We start from the raw sequence: 19,384 nt of genomic DNA on the forward strand, positions 1-19,384 counted from the left end.
TCAATCGCCCCAGACGATGCGGCGCGCCACCGGCGCCTCGATCACCAGGTCGCTGCGCGCCACCGCCACGCAGGCCAGGATGTAGCCCTCGCGTTTCTCGTCGAAGGACAAGCCCGGCCATTCGATCCGGTGCGCGGCCTCGCCGCTGCGCACCCGGCAGATGCAGGTGCGGCAGGTGCCGTTGCGGCAGGAATTGGGCAGCTCGATGCCAGCCGCTTCGAAAGCGTGGAGGATGCTGATGTCTTCGCCCGCCTCGCAGGCGAAGCCGCTGGGCTGCAGCACGATGGTGTGGGTGCTCATGGCGCGATTGTAGCTTGCCTCGGGCGGCAAGCGGCCCCGGCCGCTTGAGTTCGTTCTCGCACAGACCCGGTACGGCCGCAGGCCTAACCTGAGGTTTCCAAAAGCAAGCATTGCAGGAAACCAAAATGAGTAAATCGCACGCCCTCCCCCTCCTCGTGGCTGCCCTGCTGGGCAGCCTTCCCCCGGCCCATGCACAGCAGGCGGTGCTCGCTCCCGCCCCTGCGCAACAGCAGCCCGCGCCGGCGCCACAGCAACAGACGCCGGCAGTGGCCGGACAGGCGCCCGCCCAGGCCGGCGCGCCGGTGGACCCGGCCGCCGCGAAAAAGGCCGAATTCGAACGCAACCTGCGCGCCCAGGTCCTGCTGGACCGCGCCAACCTGTCGCCCGGCGAGATCGACGGCGCCTACGGCTCCAACATGCGCCAGGCCTTGAGCACCTTCCAGTCCCTGCGCAAGCTGCCCGTGACCGGCAAGCTCGATGCCGCCACCTGGGAGGCGCTGAATGCCGACAACAGCCCGCACCTGGTCACCTATACCCTGGTCGAGGCCGACGTGGCCGGCCCGTTCCGCCCGGTGCCGAGCGACATGATGGAAAAGGCCAAGCTGCCCGAGCTGGGCTATGCCAACGTGCTCGAAGGCCTGGGCGAGAAATTCCACGCCAAGCCGGCCATGCTGGAACGCCTGAATCCGGGCAAGGATTTCGGCCGCGCCGGCGAGCAGATCGTCGTCCCCAACGTCCACGGCAAGCAGCCGCTGCCGAAGGCCGCGAAAGTGGTGGTGAAGGAAGGGCCGAAGGTGCTGCAGCTGTACGACGCGGCGGGCGGCCTGATCGCGCAGTACCCGGTCTCGACCGGCAGCGCCAACGATCCGCTGCCGATCGGCACCTGGAAGATCAACGGCGTGCACGCCAACCCGACCTACCATTACAACCCGAAGCTGTTCTGGGACGCCGAGCCGGGCGACAAGAAGGCAAAGATCGCACCGGGGCCGAACAACCCGGTCGGCGTGGTCTGGATCGACCTGTCGAAGGAACACTATGGCATCCATGGCACGCCGGTGCCGGGCCACGTCGGCAAGACCGAGTCGCACGGCTGCATCCGCCTGACCAACTGGAGCGCCGCCGAAGTGGCGGGCGCGGTCGGCGCGGGCCTGGAGGTGGTGCTGGAGAGTTAACTGGATTGACACCCAACGGAGGATGACATGAGATGGTTGATGACCTTCCTGCTCGGCGTGCTGGTCGGCGCCGGCGGCCTGTTCGTGATGTTGCGCGCCGTGCCCGACGAGCCGGCGCCAAGCGTGGCCACCGCGCCGCCGGCTGCCGGCGTGCCGGCGGCACAGATCGATCCACAGCTGCCGGGTCCGCCGAGCATCCAGGCCGACCTGAGCGAATTCGACCTGCCGCTGCGTCCTCCCTCTCCTGCAGTCGGCGCGTCCGGCCCGCAGTCGCCGGCCGATGCGGTGGCCGCCGCCGTCCATGGCAATCTCCTGGTGCCGGTACAGGGCATCAAGCTCGCCAACCTCAGCGACACCTACGACCAGCCGCGCGGCACTCAGCGCCATCATGAAGCGCTCGACATCATGGCGCCGAAGGGCACGCCGGTGCTGGCCGCCGCCGACGGCAAGGTGGCCAAGCTGTTCACGAGTAAGCCGGGCGGCACCACGCTGTACCAGTTCGACCCCAGCGAGAAGTACGCCTATTACTACGCGCACCTGGACCGCTACGCCGACGGCATCAAGGAAGGCATGGACATCAAGCGCGGCGACGTGATCGGCTATGTCGGCGTGACCGGCAATTCCGATCCGAACGCGCCGCACCTGCACTTCGCCGTGTTCGAGCTGACGCCCGAGAAGCAGTGGTGGAAAGGGACTCCCCTGAATCCCTTTCCCCTGATGTCGGACGCGCAGACCGTCGCCGCTCAATAAGGCGTGGCGACGGCGCCCGGCTCGTCGACGTCGGCCCCGACATTGATGGCGGCATAGGCGCGCTGCACTGCCACCGATTCGACGCTGGCCTTGCCGTACAGTTCCTCGGCCGCCTCGATCATCTTCGCGCGCGCATCGGCGTAGTTGGTCGAGGAGGTGAACTTGGTGGTATTCGCATGGAACCAGATGCGGAAGGCCTTGTCCATGCCGATGCCGGTCATCGCGCTCGGCTGCTTCACCAGGTATTTGCTGTAGTAGTCGCCGGCGCTGTCTGCGCGCGAGCCGCGTGACAGGAAGTAGAACATGCGGTTGTTCGGCCCGCTGCTGTAGTGCACGTCGAGGCGGCGCAGCGAGGTGCTCCAGGCATCCGGGCTGCTGCCGTCCTTGCTCGGACGGTACATCCAGCGCAGCGGCGTGGCGTTGCGGCTGATCTCGGTGCCCAGCTGCCAGTCGTTGCCCTCTTCCGGGAATTTATCGCCCTTGCCGCCGGCGCGCGCATAGGCTTCCACGACCTCGCCCGAAATGTCCGAGCTCGATTCGTTCAGGCCGCCCGATTCGCCGCTGTAGATCAGGTCTGAGGTGGAGGCGGTGATGCCGTGTCCCATCTCGTGGCCGACCACGTCGATCGCCCCCAGGCTGGTGAAGTAGGTGCCGTCGCCGATGAACATGCACTTGCAGGTATCGCTGTAGTAGGCGTTGTCGTAACCGCGGTTGACGTGGGCAGCGATGTAGGTGGCGGTGTTCTTGCCGTCGAGCGAGAGCCAGCCCAGCACGTTCTTGTGGGCGTCGTAGGTGTTCATCAGGCCCCACAGCGCATTCACGGCCGCAGTCTGGCCGTTCGGCCCGACCGTGCTGCCGCCCTCGAACTGCTTGCCGTCGCCCCAGACATTGGTGGCATTCGTATAGACCTTGCCGGCGCTGCTGCCGTTGTTGGCATTGGTGATCGCCATCGCGCCGAAGGTGCCGCCCTTGCCGCGCTCGGGATCGAGCATCTGGTAGACGCCGTTCGCCAGCGTGGTGCTGATCGGGACCTCGCCGTTGTACTGGCTTTTGCCCACGCCGATCACCGTCTGCACCATGCTCCACTGGTCGAGGATGGCGCCGTCCCTGGCGCTGACGATGCTGTCGTGGTAGACCGGCTGGTCGCCCACGAGCAGGCGGGTGCGCACCAGGTAGGCCAGCTCGTAGCGCTCGACCACGTCCTGCACGTCGAGGGCGTTCAGCTCCGCTTCCTCCTTGGCGCCGGCGCCGACCACGCGCTGCATGCGCATCACCGGGTAGATCAGCAGTTCGGCGGTCGGCTTGGCCACGGTCACCGGATTCTGGCCGAAGGCGGGCGCCAGCGAGGCCAGCGCCGCCGCGATCGCCGCACGGCTGTTGATCTGCGGCTGGACACTGAAGCTCGCGGTGAGCGCGCCGAGCCGGTTGGCGCTGCCGGTGCCGAGGTGCTGGCGGCGCTCCGAGCTAGATTCCGACAGGATCTTCAGGGATTTGTCGAGCACCACCACGGATTCGGAACCGAACACGCGCAGGCCCTTCCAGGTGTGGGCCGCCCGCACGATCTGGGTGCCGCCCGCGCCCGGATGCTGGGCCGTGATGCGGTAGTGGTGGTCGGCGTCCAGGCCCTTGGCCTGGCGCTGCGCCGCCAGCTGCGCCAGCAGCGCGGATTTGACGGATGCGCTCAGCGTCGTGGGCGGGCTCATCATCGGCGCCGCGTGGAGGGACTGCGCCGGCGCCAGGAACAGCAGGGCGGCGCCGAGCAGCGCTGCCGGGAAGGTGGTGTGCGTTCTCATCTCGTCCCCTATCGTGGAAAACGTGGTCCTGGGATGGACCGCCCACCGGACAGTTTGGACGAGCTCAGCAGAAAGTATTTGCTTGAGCGCAACGCTCATGCAGGCAGGCTGGCGGCAAGGCCGGCCTGCCTTGGCAGCCTCAGAAGCTGCGGTTCCAGCTCAGGGCCAGGGTGCGGCCGCGGCCGGCGTAGGTGGCATTGACATCAACCGCAGATGCCGACTGCGAGTAGTAGCCGACGTAGTACTTGTCGAACATGTTCTCGAGACTCAGGCCGAAGCGGCCGTAGGCGCTGTCCCAGGTCAGGGCGACATCGACCAGGGTGTAGCCCTTGAAGTGCTCTTCCAGGTTGCTGGTGCCGACGCGGCGGCCGATGTTGATGTCGCGGTCGCGCAGGTGGGTCGCCTGCAGGCGCAGCTGGGCTTGCGGACGGAAGGTCCAGTTGGCGCCCAGTACCGACTTGTCCGGGCCCTGCGAACGGGCGCCCAGGTCGAGGTCCATCGGTGCGCCCTGGGTGGCGGCGGTCTTGCCGTCGAGGGTGGCCCAGGTGCCGAACACGCTCCACTCCTTATTCGGGCGCCATTCGGCATTTGCTTCCCAGCCCTTGACCGTGGTCGGCACGCGCTCGACCAGGCCGATCCCGGCCGAGGTAATGCGGATCACGCTGCCGAGTTTGGAACGCGAATCGTAGCGCGACAGGCCGAACTGGCCCTTGGGACCGCGCCAGTTGATGCCGACCTCGTTGTTGCGGGTGACGATGGGCTGCAGGCTGATCAGGCTCGAGACCGACTGGTTCGGCACGGCCACGCCGCGCAGCACCAGGCCGGCGTCCGGCAGGCCGAAGCCTTCCGAACTGCCGACAAAGGCCGACCAGCCTGGGGCGAAGCGCCACACGGCGCCGATGTTTTTCACAGCTTTCGAGAATTCGGCCGAACCGCCCTCCACCCGTCGGCTGCCGTAGGCGGCCAGCGTGGTGTAGGTGTCGACGTCGAGCTTGGCGTCTTCGAAGCGCACGCCGCCGCGCACGGTCACCGGGCCAAACTCGTATTCGAGCTGGGTGAACGGCGCCAGCGAGCGGAATTTCAGCTCCGGCACCCAGGTACGGCCGGTGCCGGCCAGGCGCTGCTGCGGATTGTCCTGCAGCCAGTCGACCCCGGCCGTCAGTTCCAGTCCCTCTACCCACAGGTCCGGGCGCACCCAGGTGATGCGCGAGCCGCGCTTGTCGGTCACCACCTGCGACTGGTCCCACAGGCTGCCGACCGGGGCGATGGCCCGGTCCTGGAAGGTGGAGGTATTGGTAGCGCCGTACAGCGCCGAGAACTCGTGGCCGAACACTTGCACGGTGAGGTAGCCGCCGCCCAGGTCGTTGTGGCGATAGTCGAGGCTGGCGCTGCGCACCTTGTTCCGCGGCGGCATGCCGATCGGCGTGCCGGGCGCCGAGCTGGTCGGCAGGCCTTGGGCCAGCTTGCCCGGCACGCTGCGGTAGTCGCCGTCGCCGGCCAGGTCGAAGCGGTTCAGGGTCAACTGCAGGCGCTGGTCGCCGAAGTTCTTGCCCATTTTGACGAACAGGTCGTTGCCGTGCGAATCCATGGTGTCGCCCTGGACCGCGTCGATCCCCAGGCGGCGGCCGCTGCCGTCGTAGCCCATGCCGCGGCGCTGCACGCTGGCATAGGCCAGCAGGTCGAAGTCGCCCGACTTGTGGCTGACGGTCAGGCCGGTCTTCCAGTCCAGGTTGTCGGATTCGAACTGGCTGGCCAGGCGGGCGTTCACCGTGTACGTGGTGCCCTCGACCCGCGGAATCTTGGTGATGTAGTTGATGATGCCGCCGGTCGCACCCATGCCCTGCATGGCCGAGGCGCCGTTGATGACTTCGATGCGTTCGATGATCGCGCTGTCGGCAAAATAGCCTTCACGCATGCCGGCGCGCAGCGGGTTCGATTGCGGGATGCCGTCGAACAGGATCAAGGGCTGGCGGCCGCGCAGCGACTCGCCGGTGGAGGTCATCTTCTGGCGGCTCGGGGCATAGCCCGGCACATAGGTCGCCAGCGCCTGCGAGGGATCGTCGGCGATCAGGTACTGGGTTGCGAGTTCCTGCTGGGTGATGACCGAGACCGCACCCGGGATCTTGTCGACGGCCTTGGCGGTGCGGGTGGCGGTGACCACGACCGAGGCGAGGTTTTCTTCCGTGTTCTCCTGCGGCTTCTGTTCTTGCGCGATGGCGTGGGGTACGGCCATCAACATGCATGCGGTGGCGACGGCGGCGGGGATCGTTTTGAGTGAGTTGTTCTTATTCATGGATACGAAATACGCTTGCTCAGCAGGAATTCCTAAATGATAATCGTTATCATGTAATGACGCAAGATCGAGAATCATTCTCATTTAGGTTATCATTCCGGACATGAAACCGCTCATCCGTACCGTTCACCTCTGGGCCGGCCTGATTTTCGGCACCATTCTGGTCCTGCAAGGGCTCACCGGCACCGTCATCGGCTGGCGCCATGAAGTCGATGCCTGGCTCAATCCGGGTCTGCTGCGGGTGGCTCCTCCCGCAGGTGCCACCGCCGGCCTTGAGGCCCGCCCTGCCCCGGCCCAGGTGGCGGCGGTGATGGCGCGCCTGCAGGATGAGCCCGGCTATGGACGGCCCGACACCCTGTTCCTGCCGGAAGTGCATGGGGATGTGTACGTCGCCTGGTACCGGCCGCAGAAGCCGGATTCCAGCTGGACGCAGGGCGTGACGCGCCAGGTCATGGTCGACCCGGCCAACCTGGCGATCCTGGGCGAGCGCAACTGGGGCGAAGCCGGCCTGTCGCGGCCGCTCCTGATGCCGACCCTGTTTCATCTGCACCGCTACCTGATGGCGGGCGAAGCGGGCAAGATCGTCATCGCCGTGCAGGGCCTGGCGCTGATGCTCCTGACCCTGACAGGCATCGTGGTGTGGTGGCCGAAGATGACCTTATCGGCCTTCTGGCATGCGATCTCGGTACGGCGCGGCAGCAACTGGCCCAAGTTTAACTTCCAGCTGCACCGGGCCGCCGGCTTCTACGTGGCGCCGGTGCTGCTGGTGCTGGCCTTCTCGGGGGTCTATTTCAACGCGCCGGACTGGGTGACCCCGGCCATCCGCGCCGTCGCGCCGCTGAGCAAGAACGAGAAAGCGCTGAATACCAGCGCGAAGGAGGTTCCGCGCATCGACGCCGGTGCGGCGATGGCGGCGGCGCAGGCGCGCTATCCGGAAGGCCGGGTGTCGCGCATCGGCATCCCGGCCAAGCCAAACCAGCCCTATGAAGTGCGGGTGCGCCAGCCGGGCGAGCTGCGCCACGGTGCAGGCGCCACCCGCGTGAGCGTGGATGCCGGCAGCGGCGAGGTAGTACGCGCCATCGACCCGCTCACCGCGCGCGGCGGCGACTGGTTCGTCAGCACCCTGTTCCCGCTGCACACCGGCGAAGCCTTTGGCCTGGCCGGGCGCATCCTGATCAGCGTGGTGGGTCTGACGCCCCTGCTGTTCTTCATCACCGGCCTGGTGGTCTGGATCAAGTTCCGCCGCAAGCCGGCCAAGCGCAAGGCGCCCGCCAAGGTGGCGACGCCCCGCCCAGCACCGGTGATGGCGCAGACCGAGGCGTCGCCCGTACTGAACGATCCACGCTACGGTTGAGCGCAAGCAGCAGGCCCGCGAGGGCCTGCTGCCCCTGCTCATCGGAGCGCTTGAGGCTCAGCGGTAGTAACGATCACCCTCGTAGCGGCTGCGCTCGTAGCGATCGTCGTCGCGGTCGCGCCGCTTCATCAGGTAGACCGCCGTGCCCACCACGGCGGCGGTGATCGCCACCTTCTTGGCCAGCCCGGCCGGGTTGTGCTTCATCTCGGCCTTGATGCCCATCTCGCCCAGCACGTTCGGGACCTTCCCGTGCGCCAGGTCGTCGGCAATGCCTTCGACCACGTTGACGCGGTCGGCCAGCAGCAGAAGCAGCCAGTGGCGCAGGTCGTTCTCGGTCGACTTGAAGGCCAGGCGCCGGATCATGCCCGAGAGGCCGGAAGGCGGCTGCACGGTGCCGAAGATCTGGGTGATGCCCGGGCGTTCCGGAGAGACCAGCACTTCCACTTTTTCCTGCTGCTGCACCGGATCGCCCTCGGGCTGGTTGATGAAGCGCGGCGGGGTGCGTTCCATCGGCACGGCGGGGCGGTTCTTCCGGTCGAGGTCGGCGCCCCAGCCGTTGATGTGCTGCAGTTCCTGGCGCGAGGGACGGCGCGGCGCGATGTGGCCCTGGCTCGGGTGCCGCTGCAGGTGGTCGTGGTCGTGACCATGCGCGTGATGGTGGTGTTCCTGGATATCGCTGCGTGGTTCCATGTTCGCTCCTCAATGCATTGCGCTGGCCGAGACCGCTTTGACCTGGTTGGCGTTCGGCGGGATCAGGATGGTCTTGATGCAGTTATCGAGCTTGCCCGAGAAGATGTGATAGGCATCCGACACCTCTTCCAGCGGCACGCGGTGGGTGATGATTTCCTTCGGATTCAGGCGTCCCGCGCGGATATGCTCGATCAGGCGCGGCAGGTGGCGCTTGACGCTGGCCTGGTTCATGCGCAGGGTCAGGCCCTTGTTCAAGGCATTGCCGATCGGGACCGCGTTGAAGGTCGGACCATAGACGCCGACGATCGACACGTTGCCGCCCTTGCGCACCGAGTTGATGCACCAGTGCAGCACGGTGGCAGCGCCGGCCTGCATCATCGTGTAGCGGCCGGTGAGCGTCTGCATGGCGCTGCCCGAGGCTTCGCAGCCGACCGCGTCGATGCAGACGTCGGCCCCCATCCAGTCGGTCATCTTCTTGATGTGCAAGGCCATATCCTGCACTTCCTTGAAGTTGACCACTTCGCACTGGGCATAGCGCTTGACGAATTCGAGGCGGTATTCGATATGGTCGACCACGATCACACGCCCCGCGCCCATCAGCCAGGCCGACTTGGCCGCGAAGATGCCGACCGGGCCGGCGCCGAACACGACCACCGTGTCGCCTTCCTTGATATCGCCCATCTCGGCCGCCTGGTAACCGGTCGGCACCGCGTCGGTAAGCAGCACGGCGTCGTCGTCATGGATGTCGTCGGGGATCACCATCGGACCGACGTCGGCCATCGGCACGCGCACCAGCTCGGCCTGGCCGCCGTCGTAGCCGCCCGCCGTGTGCGAGTAGCCGTAGATGCCGCCGACCGCAGTGGCTTGTGGATTCGTATTGTGGCAATTGCCGTACAGTTCTCGGTCGCAGAAGAAGCAGGAACCGCAGAACAGGTTGAATGGCACCAGCACCTTGTCGCCGACCTTCAGGTGCTGCACACCGGAGCCGACCTCTTCCACAACGCCGATGAACTCGTGGCCGAAGGTGTGGCCGACGCGGGTGTCGGGCACCAGGCCATGGTACAGGTGCAGGTCCGAGCCGCAGATGCAGGACCGGGTGACGCGCACGATGGCGTCGCCCGGGTGCTCGATGACGGGGTCGGGCTTGTGATCGGCGCGGACGCGGTAGGGCCCGCGGTAGTTCATTGCCAGCATAACTCCTCCTCGATGGTTGTTCGCAACGGATACAAAACGCCCGCCAGCTTGGCGGGCTCGTGCAAATACGTTATGTCAAAACACCAAGGATGGCGATACGCGCACGGAAACGAACGGGGCGTTTTGCGGATTTTCCGGACAACGGGCCGCTCGACGAGGGCTTGTCCTACAAGCGACCCGCTTTTTGCGGATGGTCACAGCCGGAGCTGGCCTGTTATAGCTGGCGCGCCTCGAAGGTATTGCACTGTTCCACGCTGCCGGTCTCCAGGCCGCGCGTGAACCAGCGCACCCGCTGGGCCGAGCTGCCGTGGGTAAACGAATCCGGCACCACGGTGCCCTGCGACTGGCGCTGCAGGGCGTCGTCACCGATGGCGGTGGCCGCGGCCAGGGCGGTCTCGACGTCGCCCGCCTCCAGGATCTGCTCGCGCTTGTTGGTGCGGTTGGCCCAGACGCCGGCGAAGCAGTCGGCCTGCAGTTCGAGGCGCACCGAGAGGGCATTGCCTTCCCGCTCTGACACGCGCTGCTGGGCGTTGTGGACCTTGTCCGACAGGCCCAGCAGGTTCTGCACGTGGTGGCCGACTTCGTGCGCGATGACGTAGGCCTGGGCGAACTCGCCGGCCACGTTGAAACGCTGCTGCATCAGGCGGAAAAAGCTCAGGTCGATATAGACCTTGCCGTCGGCCGGGCAATAGAAGGGGCCGGTGGCGCTGCGGCCGGTGCCACAGGCGGTCGGGGTGGCGCCCTCGAACAGCACCAGCCGCGCTGGCCGGTATTGCGCGCCCTGCTCCGCGAAGATCTGGGCCCAGGCGTCTTCGGTGTAGGCCAGCGTGGTCTTGACGAACTGGGTCTCGCGGTCGTTCGCCGGCGCGCCCTGGGGTCCCTGGGGCGCCTGCTGCACCTGCACCGGCCCGCCACCGCCGCCGAGGATCACGCTCGGATCGATGCCGAAAAATACGCTGCCGATCAGCGCGATGACCAGGGTGCCGATACCGACGGTCTTGCCGCCGAAGCCGAAACCACCGCCGCCACCGCCGCCACGGCGGTCCTCCACGTTGTCGCTCTGTCGATCACCTTCCCATTTCATCGCCTGTTCTCCTCATGGCCATTGGCGGCGCCATCAGCGCCCCTGATGCCGTTTCAAGTTGCTGCTGTCGGCGCGCTCGCGCGCATCCTTCAGACGGAATTCCTCTTCCAGCGGCGCCAGCCCGCTGCGCACCTCGTCGTGCAGGGCGCGCTCGTGGCGTTCGCGGGCGACTTCACGTTCCACGCGGCCGAGCGGCCCTTCGATCCCGTTCCTGTTCGCCATGTTCCCCTCCCTGTTGTCGGGCCAGGCGGCCGTGCCGCCCCCGTGTGATCGAGTATGGACACCCCTGCCGTGTCGGACTGTTCGCATGTTCACATATGCGCAGCAATTTCCCATTGCCAAGCTCACGATCAGCGTTAGCTGGCGCACAGCAGCACCGGATACGGTATGCGACGCTGGCAGGCATGACAAGTCCACACGCCAATGCCCTCGTCGCCCTCGGCCGCTACCTGCGCGAGCACGACTACCGTTTCGTCACGGTGACTCCGTCCACGCACCGCCGCATCAACCGCCGCCCCGGCAACGAACGGGCGCAGGACCTGCGCGGCATCTTCGGCTGGAGCCGGCCCTTCGCCGCCGAGGACGTGGCGCCCGAACTGCTGGACTTGATGCGCGAGGCCGGCATCGTCGCGCCCGACGGCGCCCTGCTGCGCTCGACGCTGCGCGCCTCGAGCCTGGGCGAACTGCTGGTCTTCCACTCGGCCCATCCCACGGACGACGACGACGCCGTGTTCTTCGGTCCCGATACCTACCGTTTCGTCGGCACCATGGGACGCGCCTTTCCCTGGCTCGGTTCCGGTCCGGTGCGGGCGCTCGACATCGGCTGCGGCGGCGGGGCCGGCGCGCTGGCGATCGCGCGCCACTTCCCGCACGCCGAGGTAGTCGGCGCCGACATCAATACGCGCGCGCTGGCGCTGACGGTGGTGAACGCGCGGCTGGCGGAACTGCCCAACCTGCATGCCTGCCACAGCAACCTGTTCGACAGCCTGGACGGCGACTTCGACCTGATCGTGTCGAACCCGCCCTACGTGCTCGACCCGAGCGAACTGCCCTACCGCCACGGCGGCGGCATGCGCGGCGCCGAGCTGTCGGTGCGCATCGTCAAGGAAAGCCTGGGACGGCTGCGCCGGGGCGGCAACCTGATGCTGTACACGGGCGTGGCGATCACCGGCGCGCAGGACGAATTCCTGGAAGCGATCCGGCCCGAGCTGGAAGCCCAGTGCGACCACTGGAGCTATGAAGAGCTGGACCCGGACATCTTCGGCGGCCAGCTGGGGGAGCCCGGCTACGAAGAGGCGGAGCGGATCGCGGCGGTGTGGCTGCACGCGATCAAGCGCTGAGGAGAAACCGCGTTAGCGGCCGTGCTCGAGGAAGAAAGCCAGCATCTCGCTCGAGGCGCTCGGTCCGCTGGCGTCGGTGTGCGAACCGGCCGCCTTGCCGCCGACCCAGGCGTGTCCCACCCCATGCACCAGCCAGTGCTCGGCCAGGCGCCGGCCCTGCGCGTCGCGCCAGCAGCTGCGGGTGAAGCGGCGCCCGCCGGCATTGCCCTCCTGGCGCTCGCGCTGCAGGCTGCCCGCCTGCGCACCGCTGAACTGGTGCAGCACCGCGTCTCCGTTCCCGGGATGGACCACGTGGTCGGCGTCGCCATGGAACACGATGACCGGCACGCCCTGCCCGGCTGCTGCTGCCGCCTTCGGATGCTTCATCGCATGCAGGCCCGAGATCATGTCCTTGCCGCTGCCGGCCGCCAGGCCGGAATGGATGCCGATCGCCGCGAACAGCTCCGGATACTCGGCGCCCAGGATGGCCGCCATCGCCCCGCCGGCCGACAGGCCCGCCGCATACACGCGGCGCGGGTCGGCACCATGCTCGGCGACGATCTCCCGCGTCATGGCGGCCAGGATCGCCGGCTCGCCGCAGCCGCGCCGCTGCTGGCCCGGCTCGAACCAGTTCCAGCAGCTGTTATGGTTGGCGCCGCGGTCCTGTTCCGGATACAGCACCAGGCAGCCGTGCTCCTCGGCCAGCGTGTTCATCGCCGTGCCCGCGGCGAAATCGCCGGCATTCTGGGTGCAGCCGTGCAGCATCACCACCAGCGGGCGCGGCTCCTCGGCGGCGCCGGCCGGCACGTACAGCTTGTAGCGGCGTCGGCCTTCCGGGCAGGCGAAGCTGCCGTCGATGAAGCGGCCCGGACCGAGGTCGGCGGGGGCGTGCGGCTGGCGCTTCCAGCCGCTGCGCGCCTTCGGCCTGGGCTGCGCCCCTTTCCCGGCGGGTGCAGGGTTGAGATCGATGATGGTGGGCGCGTCCGGCGGCGCGGCGCCTGGCGCGGGGCTCATCAGCCCTGCCTGCTGCAGTGCGCGCTGGATGACGTCGGTGGCGGCGCCGGGGTCGCCGGCGCGGACGCGCTCGGCCGAGGCCATCATCTGGCGCACGAATTCGTCGATGGGTTTCATGGGAATCCTGTTCTATGTGTGAATACGGTCGGCGAGCGCCTGCCTGACGGCGGGCGACGCGATGAAGGCGCCCAGGACCTGGACCGAGGCGATCGCTGCACCGGCAAGTTCCGGCGTCACGTCGTCTTCGATCACGGCCAGTCCCAGCACGTGGACCTCGAGGCGCTGGCCGCTGGCGACCACTTCCTCCAGTTCCTTGCGGGTATAGCGGTGCTGCCCCAGCACGTAGCGCTTGCGCACCACGATCTGGCGCAGCGCGTCGGCGTGGGCCAGCAGTTGGTTGCGCAGGGCGGTACGGACGAAGTCGGTCCGGTTCGAATAAAAGCCTTCGTTGATCAGGAGGTCGACCTGGGCCAGATCGACCAGGCCGACGTTGACGGTGACTTTCTCACTCTCGGGAACACGTACGGTTGGGTGCATTATCTTCTCCTTATACTCCAGATGGAGTATAACGGGAGTATTGCAAGACCTGCGGCGCAAAAAAACGCCGGCACGGATGCCGGCGCTTTGTGTTGCCAAAAAGTCTCAGGCGGCCAGCGCCAGCTGCCTCAGCGCGGGAACGACCTGGTCCAGGGCGCTGACTTCGCAGCTGGGCAGCGCAAAGCTGTCGTTGGCCAGTCCGCCGGGGTTGAACCAGCAGCTGTCGATCCCGAACCGGTTGGCGCCGAGGATGTCGGCGTCCAGGCGGTCGCCGACGATGACGGTCTCGTGCCTGGCGAAAGGCCGCGCGCGCGCCATCCGGGCGCTGAATTCGAAGAAGCGGCTGTCCGGCTTGGCGTGGCCGCAGGCTTCCGACGTCGCGACGAAGGAGATGTGCCCTTTCAATCCCGAGCTGGCGATGCGGCGGTGCTGGATGTGGTGCACGCCGTTGGTAATGATGCCGACCTCGCCACAAGCGGCCAGGCTCTCGCACAGCGCTTGCGCACCGTCGACCAGCACCACCGTCTCGGACAGGGATTCCAGGTACAGGCTGCTCGCCTTCGCCGGGTCCAGGTCGAGGCCATTGCCGACAAAGGTCTGGCGGAAGCGCTCGACCTTCAGCAGCTCCTTCGATACCGTGCCGGCCTCGAAGGCGCGCCAGAGCGCCAGGTTGATCGCCTGGTACTGCTGAAACAAGGGTTCGAGCTCGCCCTGCAACCCGAGCTGGCCCATCGTACGGACAAAGGAGAGGCGTTCGGAGGCCTTGAAGTCGAGGAGCGTGTCGTCCAGGTCGAACAGGAATAATCGGTGTTTCATAAGCCCCGATGGTAGCATGCGGCGGCCTACAGGTACTTCAGCCAGGCGATGTCGCGCCGCCGTGCCTTGAGCCGTGCGAACGCTGCCACCGCCGGATACAGCGCCGCGCACAGCAGCGCGCTCACGATCCACACCGGCCCTACCCCGTCGAAGCGGGCCGCGTCCTTGTCGAATGCGGAAACGGCAATCAAGAGCAGCTTGAGCGCGTACAGGTGGGCGATGTAGAAGAACATCGGCGCCGCGCCCAGCACCGCCAGCCGTTTCACGAGCGCTCCCTGCCGGCTTTCCAGCGCGCGCAGCAGCAACAGGCCCGCTCCGAGCGTCAGCGCGGTGAACAGCAGCGAAGGCGGATACTTGGTGACGTTGAAGAAGCCCATCACCGCGTCGACTGCGGTGGCGCCGGCGCTCCACGGCCGGTCGCCGTAGACGTTCGCCGTGCGCAGCAGCAGGAAGCCGACCAGGGCTCCGATGCCCCACCCCAGCAGTCGGCTTGCGCGGCGCTGCGGCGTGAAGCTTGCGCCGAACCACGGCCCGCAGGCATAGCCCAGGCAGATGATGCCGATCCAGGGCAGTACCGGATAGGAGGTACGCAGGCGCAGCGTGTCGCCGAACTCCAGCCAGCCGCGCTCGTGCAGCACCGCCCAGATGGCGTGCAGCGGATGGCCGGGCGCGAAGTGCAGCGGATCCAGCAGGTTGTGGCCGGCGACGATCGCCAGGCCGAGCGCGATCAGGAATGCGCGCGGCAGCCGCACCAGCGCCGCAAGCGCCAGCATCGACAGGCCGATCGCCCAGATCACCTGCAGGTAGATCACCTTGGGCGGGAAGCTCGCGGTCCAGGCAAAGTTGACGACCGTGAGTTCCAGCATCACCAGGAACAGCCCACGCTTCCACAGGAAGCTTGCCGCCGCGCCTGCGCTGTCCTGCTGGCGCGCTCCGTACAGGAAGGCGGACAGTCCGGTGAGGAACACGAACACCGGCGCGCACAGGTGCGCCAGCAGGCGCGAGGCGAACAGCGGGCCGGATGTCGTCGCCACGTCCATCGGGTCGGACACCTGCAGGTGCAGCAGGAAGGTCTCGCGCACGTGGTCGGCGAGCATGAACACCATCACCAGGCCGCGCAGCGCGTCGATGCCCATGATGCGGGAATGGAGCAGCTTCGTCATGGCCTTACAGCTTCACGTTCAGCGACAGGTAGGCGGCGCGCCCCGCTCCCGCCGAGAACATCGGCTGGGCCTGGGCGGCAGGCCAGAAGAAGTTGTCGTACCAGGCGTAGGCATGGCGGCGGTCGGCCAGGTTCTTGAGCTGCAGGTCCAGGCTCACGGTCCGGGAAAGCTGATGGCGCACGCTCGCGTCGAACAGCACGAGGCCGCCGAACTTGCCGAGCGCATTCGCGTTGTCGATGTAGTAGCTGCCCTGCGCGCGTCCCTGCAGCCCGAAGCGCCAGCGCTCCGAGAGATGATAGTCGGCGCCGAGGTTGGTGATGTGGCGCGGCGTGTGAAATACCTCCTTCCCGGCCAGCGACACCCCGTCGGCGGTAAACGCGCTCACCACTTCGGCTTTCTGCAGCGAGTGCGAGAACGTCAGGTCGACGCGCTCGCCGATGCGGCTTGCAACCTGCAGGTCGAGCCCCTTGCGGCGGGTCTCGCCCAGGCCGACCGTAGTGCCGGTGGCCGGCATGTTGGCCACCTCGCCGGTGGCGTCCTGCTGCCAGGCCGCGATGCGCAGGTCGGCCCCGGGCGCCGGCTTGAACTTGACGCCGAGCTCCTTGCCGGTATTGATCGAAGGCGCGAAGCCTTCCTGTCCCGGGGTCAGGTAGGCCGGCGCTCCTGAACCGGTCAGGATCTGGAACGTGCGCCCCCAGTTGGCGTACAGGCTCAGTTCCTGCGCCGGGCTGTAGACCATGCTGAGCTTGGGCTGCCGGATCCAGCCATAGTCCTGCAGGCGCGCGCGCAGTCCATTCGCATTGTTCAGGAAGCCGCCGCTGAACTTATCCAGGCGGAAGCCCGGGATGATCCTGAGCGACGCGAGCGGCTTGAGGACCGCCTGCACGTAGGCGCCGGTATTGTCGAGGGTATAGCTGTCGTCGTTCTGGACGGCGGCCGGCGTGGTGAAATTCGTCGGCAGCGCGAAGCTGTAGCGCAGGCGGCGGTAGGCGTTGTCCTGGCGCTCGGCGCTGATGCCGCTCTCGACCGCCAGAGCGGCATGGGCGCGCCAGGTCAGCGTGCTGAGAAAGCCGGTCTGGGCCTCGTCCCACAGGCGCCGCTGGCGCGGCGCGGTGCCCGCTGGATTGCTGGTGAAGGTGACGCGGCGGTCGTCCAGGTAGCGGTTGTAGTACAGCTTGTTGCTCCAGAAGGTTTGCGGCGTGAGCTGCCAGTCCAGGTGGGCGCTCGCATGGCGCATATCGCGCTCGCTGAGGTCGTTGGCGTTCTTGGCGGGCGACTGGCGGCGGTCGGCGGCCAGCTCCTGCGCGGTGAGGAAACCCGGTTCCTCGGCATCGTGGCGGTAGCTGCGCAGCACCAGGCCGGCCTTGAGCGCCTTGTCGGGCGAACTCAGGAACCACTTGGCGCCCACCGTGTACTTGTCCGAACCGCTGTGCGCGCGGGAACCGTTCGATTGCTGTTTGGCGAAAAAGTAGTTCTGGGCCAGGCTGCCGCGCTCGCGTCCCAGCGCCAGCTGGGCTTCGCGGCTGGCGAAACTGCCGACGCTCACGCGCCCGTCCAGGTAGTTGCCGCCCTGGCGGGTGCCGAAGTTGATGTTGCCGCCGATGTTGTGCAGGCCGTAGCGCGGATCGTTGGTGCCGCGCACCACTTCGATGTAGTCCACCTCGAGCGGGAAGACCATGTCGATGAAGCGCTGGTTGCCGCTGTTGACATTGCTGGGAACGCCGTCGATCAGCACCTTGATGCCGTTGATATAGCCTTCCCCATTGAAGGCGCGGAAGCTCGCCTTGCCGGACTCCGCGCCCATGCGGGTCTCGGTGAGCTGCATGCCGGGCAACTGGCCGAGCAGCTCCCAGCTGTTGGCGACATTCTTGTCTTCGAGCTTGTCGGCGCCGAGCACGTCGACCGAGCTCATGACGCTGTTCGACAGCAGCGCTCCGCCCGGACGCTGGGCACTCACCCGGACTTCGCCCATCACCATCACGGGATCGTCGGCGAGCGCGGCTTGGCTGGACAGGGACAAGGCCAGCAGCATCGGCAGGAAGGGGTATTTCATGGATCGGGCACCTCGGGGCAGGGACAAGGCACTAATGATAATGCATTCTCGTTATCGACTCAACCGTTAGCGTATGGCGCAAGCCGGGAGCACCCGGATGCGGATCGCGGTCCAAGTCTTGTGAAAACTGCGGCGCAGGAAGCTGCGGGTAGTCATGTTTTCCTCCTGGATGGATTGCCAAATTGCACCAGAATGGTGCGGGCTTGACAGATCGATCCTCGGCCGGGCGTCTGACGAAATGCTGACAGATGAGTTCGCCTAGAAATGAAAGCGCCGCTAAACGCTGGCCGCCTGACCGTGCTCAAAGCATGTGCAGGAACGCAACCCAGGAAACTGAGCCGGGTGAGTAAAAGCCATGTCTGATGATCATTTCCAACACTTTCCGCTCAAGCTCCTGAGTGTTCGATGTTAATCATTTGATGCAGTGCACAAAACGTCAAGTAATGACAGAATAGCGAAAAGGAATACTTCACTACTACCGAGAGAGCGTCGAGTGAGAGACTTCAACGTATCGCTGAACCATCCCCTGCGGGTGCCGCTCGCCGCCGAACTCCACTCGCGCCCGTTCATGCGGCTCGACGCGCCCGAGGCGATCACCCACCTCGCGGTCTATCACGGCGGGCAAGCCGGTCCGCCAGGGCGCCATTCCCAGCACCAGCTGTTGGGAAGCTTGTGCGGCCACTTCGGCGTCGCCGCGCCCGGCCCGGGCAGCAGCCACTTCTTCCATGACTTCGGCAGCTTCCGCCTGAAGTGGGAATGCCATACCGAGTTCGCCACCTATACGGTGACCACGCCGCTCCCGCCCGACATGGGAGCGTACGAGGCCTTCTCCCACGTACCCCTGTCCTTCCTGCCCGCCAGCTGGCTGGCCAGCCTGGAAGGCAGCCTGATGGCGGCAGCCCACGTGGCGCTGGTCAAGGGCGCGGCCGACGCCTCGCGCCTGCCCTCGGTGTTCGAGCGCAACGGCCTGGCCGGTTCCTCGGTGATGCAGGGCGCCGAGCTGTGGACCGATTTCGCGATCCAGTCCGACGGCTTCAGCCGCTTTGTGATCCGCGACCTCGGCATGCGCCACCTGCAGGGCGGACGCCTGGTGCAGCGGGTGCTGGAAATCGAAACCTACCGCATGATGGCCCTGCTCGGCCTGCCCGCCGCGCGCACCGTCGGCATCGAGCTGGACGCGATCGAAGCGGAGCTGTCCTCGCTGGCCAGCGCCATGGTGGCGACCGACATGGCGCCCGTCGAACATGGCGCGCAGGACGAGCAGCGCCTGCTGGGGCAGATCACGCGGCTGGCGGCCCGGCTGGAGAAGCTGGTGCTCGACAACGGCTACCGCTTCTCGGCCTCGAAGGCCTATTTCGGCCTGGTCAAGGCGCGCATCGAGGAGCTGCGCGAAGTACGCATCGAGGGCACGCCCACGGTGGAGGAATTCATGGAACGCCGCCTGGCGCCTGCGATGCAGACCTGCGCCGCGGTCAGCGCGCGCCAGGACGCGCTGGCGCGCCGCATCGCCGACACCAACGACCTGCTGCGCACCCGGGTCGGCATCGTGCAGGAGCTGCAGAACCGGCGCATCCTGGAATCGATGAATGCGCGCGCGGCGCAGCAGTTGCGGCTGCAGCTTGCGGTTGAAGGATTATCGGTGGCGGCGATTTCCTACTACCTGGTCGGGCTGCTCGGCTATGCGGGGAAGGCGGCCAAGGCGGCCGGGGTGCCGATCAATCCGGATCTGATGCTGGGGATTCTGGTGCCGGTGGTGGCGGTCGGGGTGTGGGTGGCGCAGCGGCGGGTGCATCAGCGGATTGGGCGGCGCGGGCATTAGGAGCTCGACCGTTCCGTTCTTGTTGCAAGCGCA

General features: G+C 66.9%; 17 protein-coding genes. 5 read left to right on the plus strand and 12 right to left on the minus strand.

The annotated features are described in order from the left end of the window. On the minus strand, window positions 1–300 hold the full coding sequence (locus tag ACK6C6_RS13655; protein ID WP_409267743.1) for a 2Fe-2S iron-sulfur cluster-binding protein: 300 nt from the start codon (window positions 298–300) through the stop codon (window positions 1–3). Between the two features lie 125 nt (window positions 301–425). On the opposite strand from ACK6C6_RS13655, the gene ACK6C6_RS13660 reads away from it, so the two are divergent. Continuing rightward, entirely contained in the window at window positions 426–1,472 is a 1,047-nt protein-coding gene (locus ACK6C6_RS13660) for a L,D-transpeptidase family protein (protein ID WP_409267744.1), read from the plus strand. Between the two features lie 27 nt (window positions 1,473–1,499). Continuing rightward, the gene (locus ACK6C6_RS13665; protein WP_409267745.1) at window positions 1,500–2,222 is read left to right on the plus strand and encodes a M23 family metallopeptidase; all 723 of its coding nucleotides are present in this window, start codon (window positions 1,500–1,502) and stop codon (window positions 2,220–2,222) included. Here the strand turns inward: ACK6C6_RS13665 and ACK6C6_RS13670 are convergent. Next, complete coding sequence (locus ACK6C6_RS13670) at window positions 2,216–4,015, minus strand: M4 family metallopeptidase (protein WP_409267746.1); 1,800 nt, start codon at window positions 4,013–4,015, stop codon at window positions 2,216–2,218. The two genes, ACK6C6_RS13665 and ACK6C6_RS13670, sit on opposite strands and share 7 nt — an antisense overlap. A gap of 139 nt (window positions 4,016–4,154) precedes the next feature. Then, on the minus strand, window positions 4,155–6,248 hold the full coding sequence (locus ACK6C6_RS13675) for a TonB-dependent receptor (RefSeq protein WP_409267747.1): 2,094 nt from the start codon (window positions 6,246–6,248) through the stop codon (window positions 4,155–4,157). 163 nt (window positions 6,249–6,411) lie between these two features. Between ACK6C6_RS13675 and ACK6C6_RS13680 the strand changes: the two genes are divergently transcribed. After that, on the plus strand, window positions 6,412–7,662 hold the full coding sequence (locus tag ACK6C6_RS13680; protein ID WP_409267748.1) for a PepSY-associated TM helix domain-containing protein: 1,251 nt from the start codon (window positions 6,412–6,414) through the stop codon (window positions 7,660–7,662). A 57-nt stretch (window positions 7,663–7,719) separates the two neighbouring features. On the opposite strand, the gene ACK6C6_RS13685 is transcribed toward ACK6C6_RS13680, so the two are convergent. The 4 genes from ACK6C6_RS13685 to ACK6C6_RS13700 form a co-directional block, all read right to left on the minus strand. After that, window positions 7,720–8,352 carry a hypothetical protein gene (locus ACK6C6_RS13685; RefSeq protein WP_409267749.1) on the minus strand — a complete coding sequence of 211 codons (633 nt, stop codon included), beginning with the start codon at window positions 8,350–8,352 and terminating at the stop codon, window positions 7,720–7,722. A gap of 9 nt (window positions 8,353–8,361) precedes the next feature. Then, entirely contained in the window at window positions 8,362–9,546 is a 1,185-nt protein-coding gene (locus ACK6C6_RS13690; RefSeq protein WP_036211159.1) for a zinc-dependent alcohol dehydrogenase, read from the minus strand. Between the two features lie 214 nt (window positions 9,547–9,760). Continuing rightward, the gene (locus ACK6C6_RS13695) at window positions 9,761–10,630 is read right to left on the minus strand and encodes a neutral zinc metallopeptidase (RefSeq protein WP_209588465.1); all 870 of its coding nucleotides are present in this window, start codon (window positions 10,628–10,630) and stop codon (window positions 9,761–9,763) included. 33 nt (window positions 10,631–10,663) lie between these two features. Continuing rightward, a complete protein-coding gene (locus ACK6C6_RS13700; RefSeq protein WP_209588466.1) occupies window positions 10,664–10,852 on the minus strand; it encodes a hypothetical protein in 189 nt (62 codons plus the stop codon). A gap of 182 nt (window positions 10,853–11,034) precedes the next feature. Here ACK6C6_RS13700 and ACK6C6_RS13705 point away from each other — a divergent pair, with 182 nt between their 5' ends. Continuing rightward, window positions 11,035–11,970 (plus strand): methyltransferase, encoded by a 936-nt coding sequence (locus tag ACK6C6_RS13705; protein WP_409267750.1) that lies wholly within the window; start codon window positions 11,035–11,037, stop codon window positions 11,968–11,970. 12 nt (window positions 11,971–11,982) lie between these two features. Here ACK6C6_RS13705 and ACK6C6_RS13710 read toward each other — a convergent pair whose 3' ends face one another. The 5 genes from ACK6C6_RS13710 to ACK6C6_RS13730 all read right to left on the minus strand — a co-directional run bounded on the left by ACK6C6_RS13710 (window position 11,983) and on the right by ACK6C6_RS13730 (window position 17,532). Beyond that, the gene (locus ACK6C6_RS13710; protein WP_409267751.1) at window positions 11,983–13,080 is read right to left on the minus strand and encodes an alpha/beta hydrolase family esterase; all 1,098 of its coding nucleotides are present in this window, start codon (window positions 13,078–13,080) and stop codon (window positions 11,983–11,985) included. 12 nt (window positions 13,081–13,092) lie between these two features. After that, a complete protein-coding gene (locus ACK6C6_RS13715) occupies window positions 13,093–13,500 on the minus strand; it encodes a CopG family transcriptional regulator (protein WP_209588469.1) in 408 nt (135 codons plus the stop codon). A 105-nt stretch (window positions 13,501–13,605) separates the two neighbouring features. Next, the gene (locus ACK6C6_RS13720) at window positions 13,606–14,316 is read right to left on the minus strand and encodes a YjjG family noncanonical pyrimidine nucleotidase (protein WP_409267752.1); all 711 of its coding nucleotides are present in this window, start codon (window positions 14,314–14,316) and stop codon (window positions 13,606–13,608) included. A 26-nt stretch (window positions 14,317–14,342) separates the two neighbouring features. Further along, window positions 14,343–15,479, minus strand: a complete 1,137-nt coding sequence (locus ACK6C6_RS13725) for a DUF1624 domain-containing protein (RefSeq protein WP_409267753.1) — start codon at window positions 15,477–15,479, stop codon at window positions 14,343–14,345. A gap of 4 nt (window positions 15,480–15,483) precedes the next feature. Then, window positions 15,484–17,532 (minus strand): TonB-dependent receptor, encoded by a 2,049-nt coding sequence (locus ACK6C6_RS13730; RefSeq protein WP_409267754.1) that lies wholly within the window; start codon window positions 17,530–17,532, stop codon window positions 15,484–15,486. Window positions 17,533–18,025: 493 nt separating this feature from the next. Between ACK6C6_RS13730 and ACK6C6_RS13735 the strand changes: the two genes are divergently transcribed. After that, window positions 18,026–19,351 carry a DUF3422 family protein gene (locus ACK6C6_RS13735; RefSeq protein ID WP_409267755.1) on the plus strand — a complete coding sequence of 442 codons (1,326 nt, stop codon included), beginning with the start codon at window positions 18,026–18,028 and terminating at the stop codon, window positions 19,349–19,351. Window positions 19,352–19,384: the final 33 nt, after the last annotated feature.

The organism is Massilia sp. BHUDP2, assembly GCF_046236355.1.
Classification (GTDB): domain Bacteria; phylum Pseudomonadota; class Gammaproteobacteria; order Burkholderiales; family Burkholderiaceae_D; genus Telluria; species Telluria varians.

What these genes read in the sequence shown, in the direction of transcription:
- ACK6C6_RS13655 (WP_409267743.1), bottom strand. Translation starts at nt 300, where the DNA reads ATGAGCACCCACACCATCGTGCTGCAGCCCAGCGGCTTCGCCTGCGAG.
- ACK6C6_RS13660 (WP_409267744.1), top strand. Translation starts at nt 426, where the DNA reads ATGAGTAAATCGCACGCCCTCCCCCTCCTCGTGGCTGCCCTGCTGGGC.
- ACK6C6_RS13665 (WP_409267745.1), top strand. Translation starts at nt 1,500, where the DNA reads ATGAGATGGTTGATGACCTTCCTGCTCGGCGTGCTGGTCGGCGCCGGC.
- ACK6C6_RS13670 (WP_409267746.1), bottom strand. Translation starts at nt 4,015, where the DNA reads ATGAGAACGCACACCACCTTCCCGGCAGCGCTGCTCGGCGCCGCCCTG.
- ACK6C6_RS13675 (WP_409267747.1), bottom strand. Translation starts at nt 6,248, where the DNA reads ATGGCCGTACCCCACGCCATCGCGCAAGAACAGAAGCCGCAGGAGAAC.
- ACK6C6_RS13680 (WP_409267748.1), top strand. Translation starts at nt 6,412, where the DNA reads ATGAAACCGCTCATCCGTACCGTTCACCTCTGGGCCGGCCTGATTTTC.
- ACK6C6_RS13685 (WP_409267749.1), bottom strand. Translation starts at nt 8,352, where the DNA reads ATGGAACCACGCAGCGATATCCAGGAACACCACCATCACGCGCATGGT.
- ACK6C6_RS13690 (WP_036211159.1), bottom strand. Translation starts at nt 9,546, where the DNA reads ATGCTGGCAATGAACTACCGCGGGCCCTACCGCGTCCGCGCCGATCAC.
- ACK6C6_RS13695 (WP_209588465.1), bottom strand. Translation starts at nt 10,630, where the DNA reads ATGAAATGGGAAGGTGATCGACAGAGCGACAACGTGGAGGACCGCCGT.
- ACK6C6_RS13700 (WP_209588466.1), bottom strand. Translation starts at nt 10,852, where the DNA reads ATGGCGAACAGGAACGGGATCGAAGGGCCGCTCGGCCGCGTGGAACGT.
- ACK6C6_RS13705 (WP_409267750.1), top strand. Translation starts at nt 11,035, where the DNA reads ATGACAAGTCCACACGCCAATGCCCTCGTCGCCCTCGGCCGCTACCTG.
- ACK6C6_RS13710 (WP_409267751.1), bottom strand. Translation starts at nt 13,080, where the DNA reads ATGAAACCCATCGACGAATTCGTGCGCCAGATGATGGCCTCGGCCGAG.
- ACK6C6_RS13715 (WP_209588469.1), bottom strand. Translation starts at nt 13,500, where the DNA reads ATGCACCCAACCGTACGTGTTCCCGAGAGTGAGAAAGTCACCGTCAAC.
- ACK6C6_RS13720 (WP_409267752.1), bottom strand. Translation starts at nt 14,316, where the DNA reads ATGAAACACCGATTATTCCTGTTCGACCTGGACGACACGCTCCTCGAC.
- ACK6C6_RS13725 (WP_409267753.1), bottom strand. Translation starts at nt 15,479, where the DNA reads ATGACGAAGCTGCTCCATTCCCGCATCATGGGCATCGACGCGCTGCGC.
- ACK6C6_RS13730 (WP_409267754.1), bottom strand. Translation starts at nt 17,532, where the DNA reads ATGAAATACCCCTTCCTGCCGATGCTGCTGGCCTTGTCCCTGTCCAGC.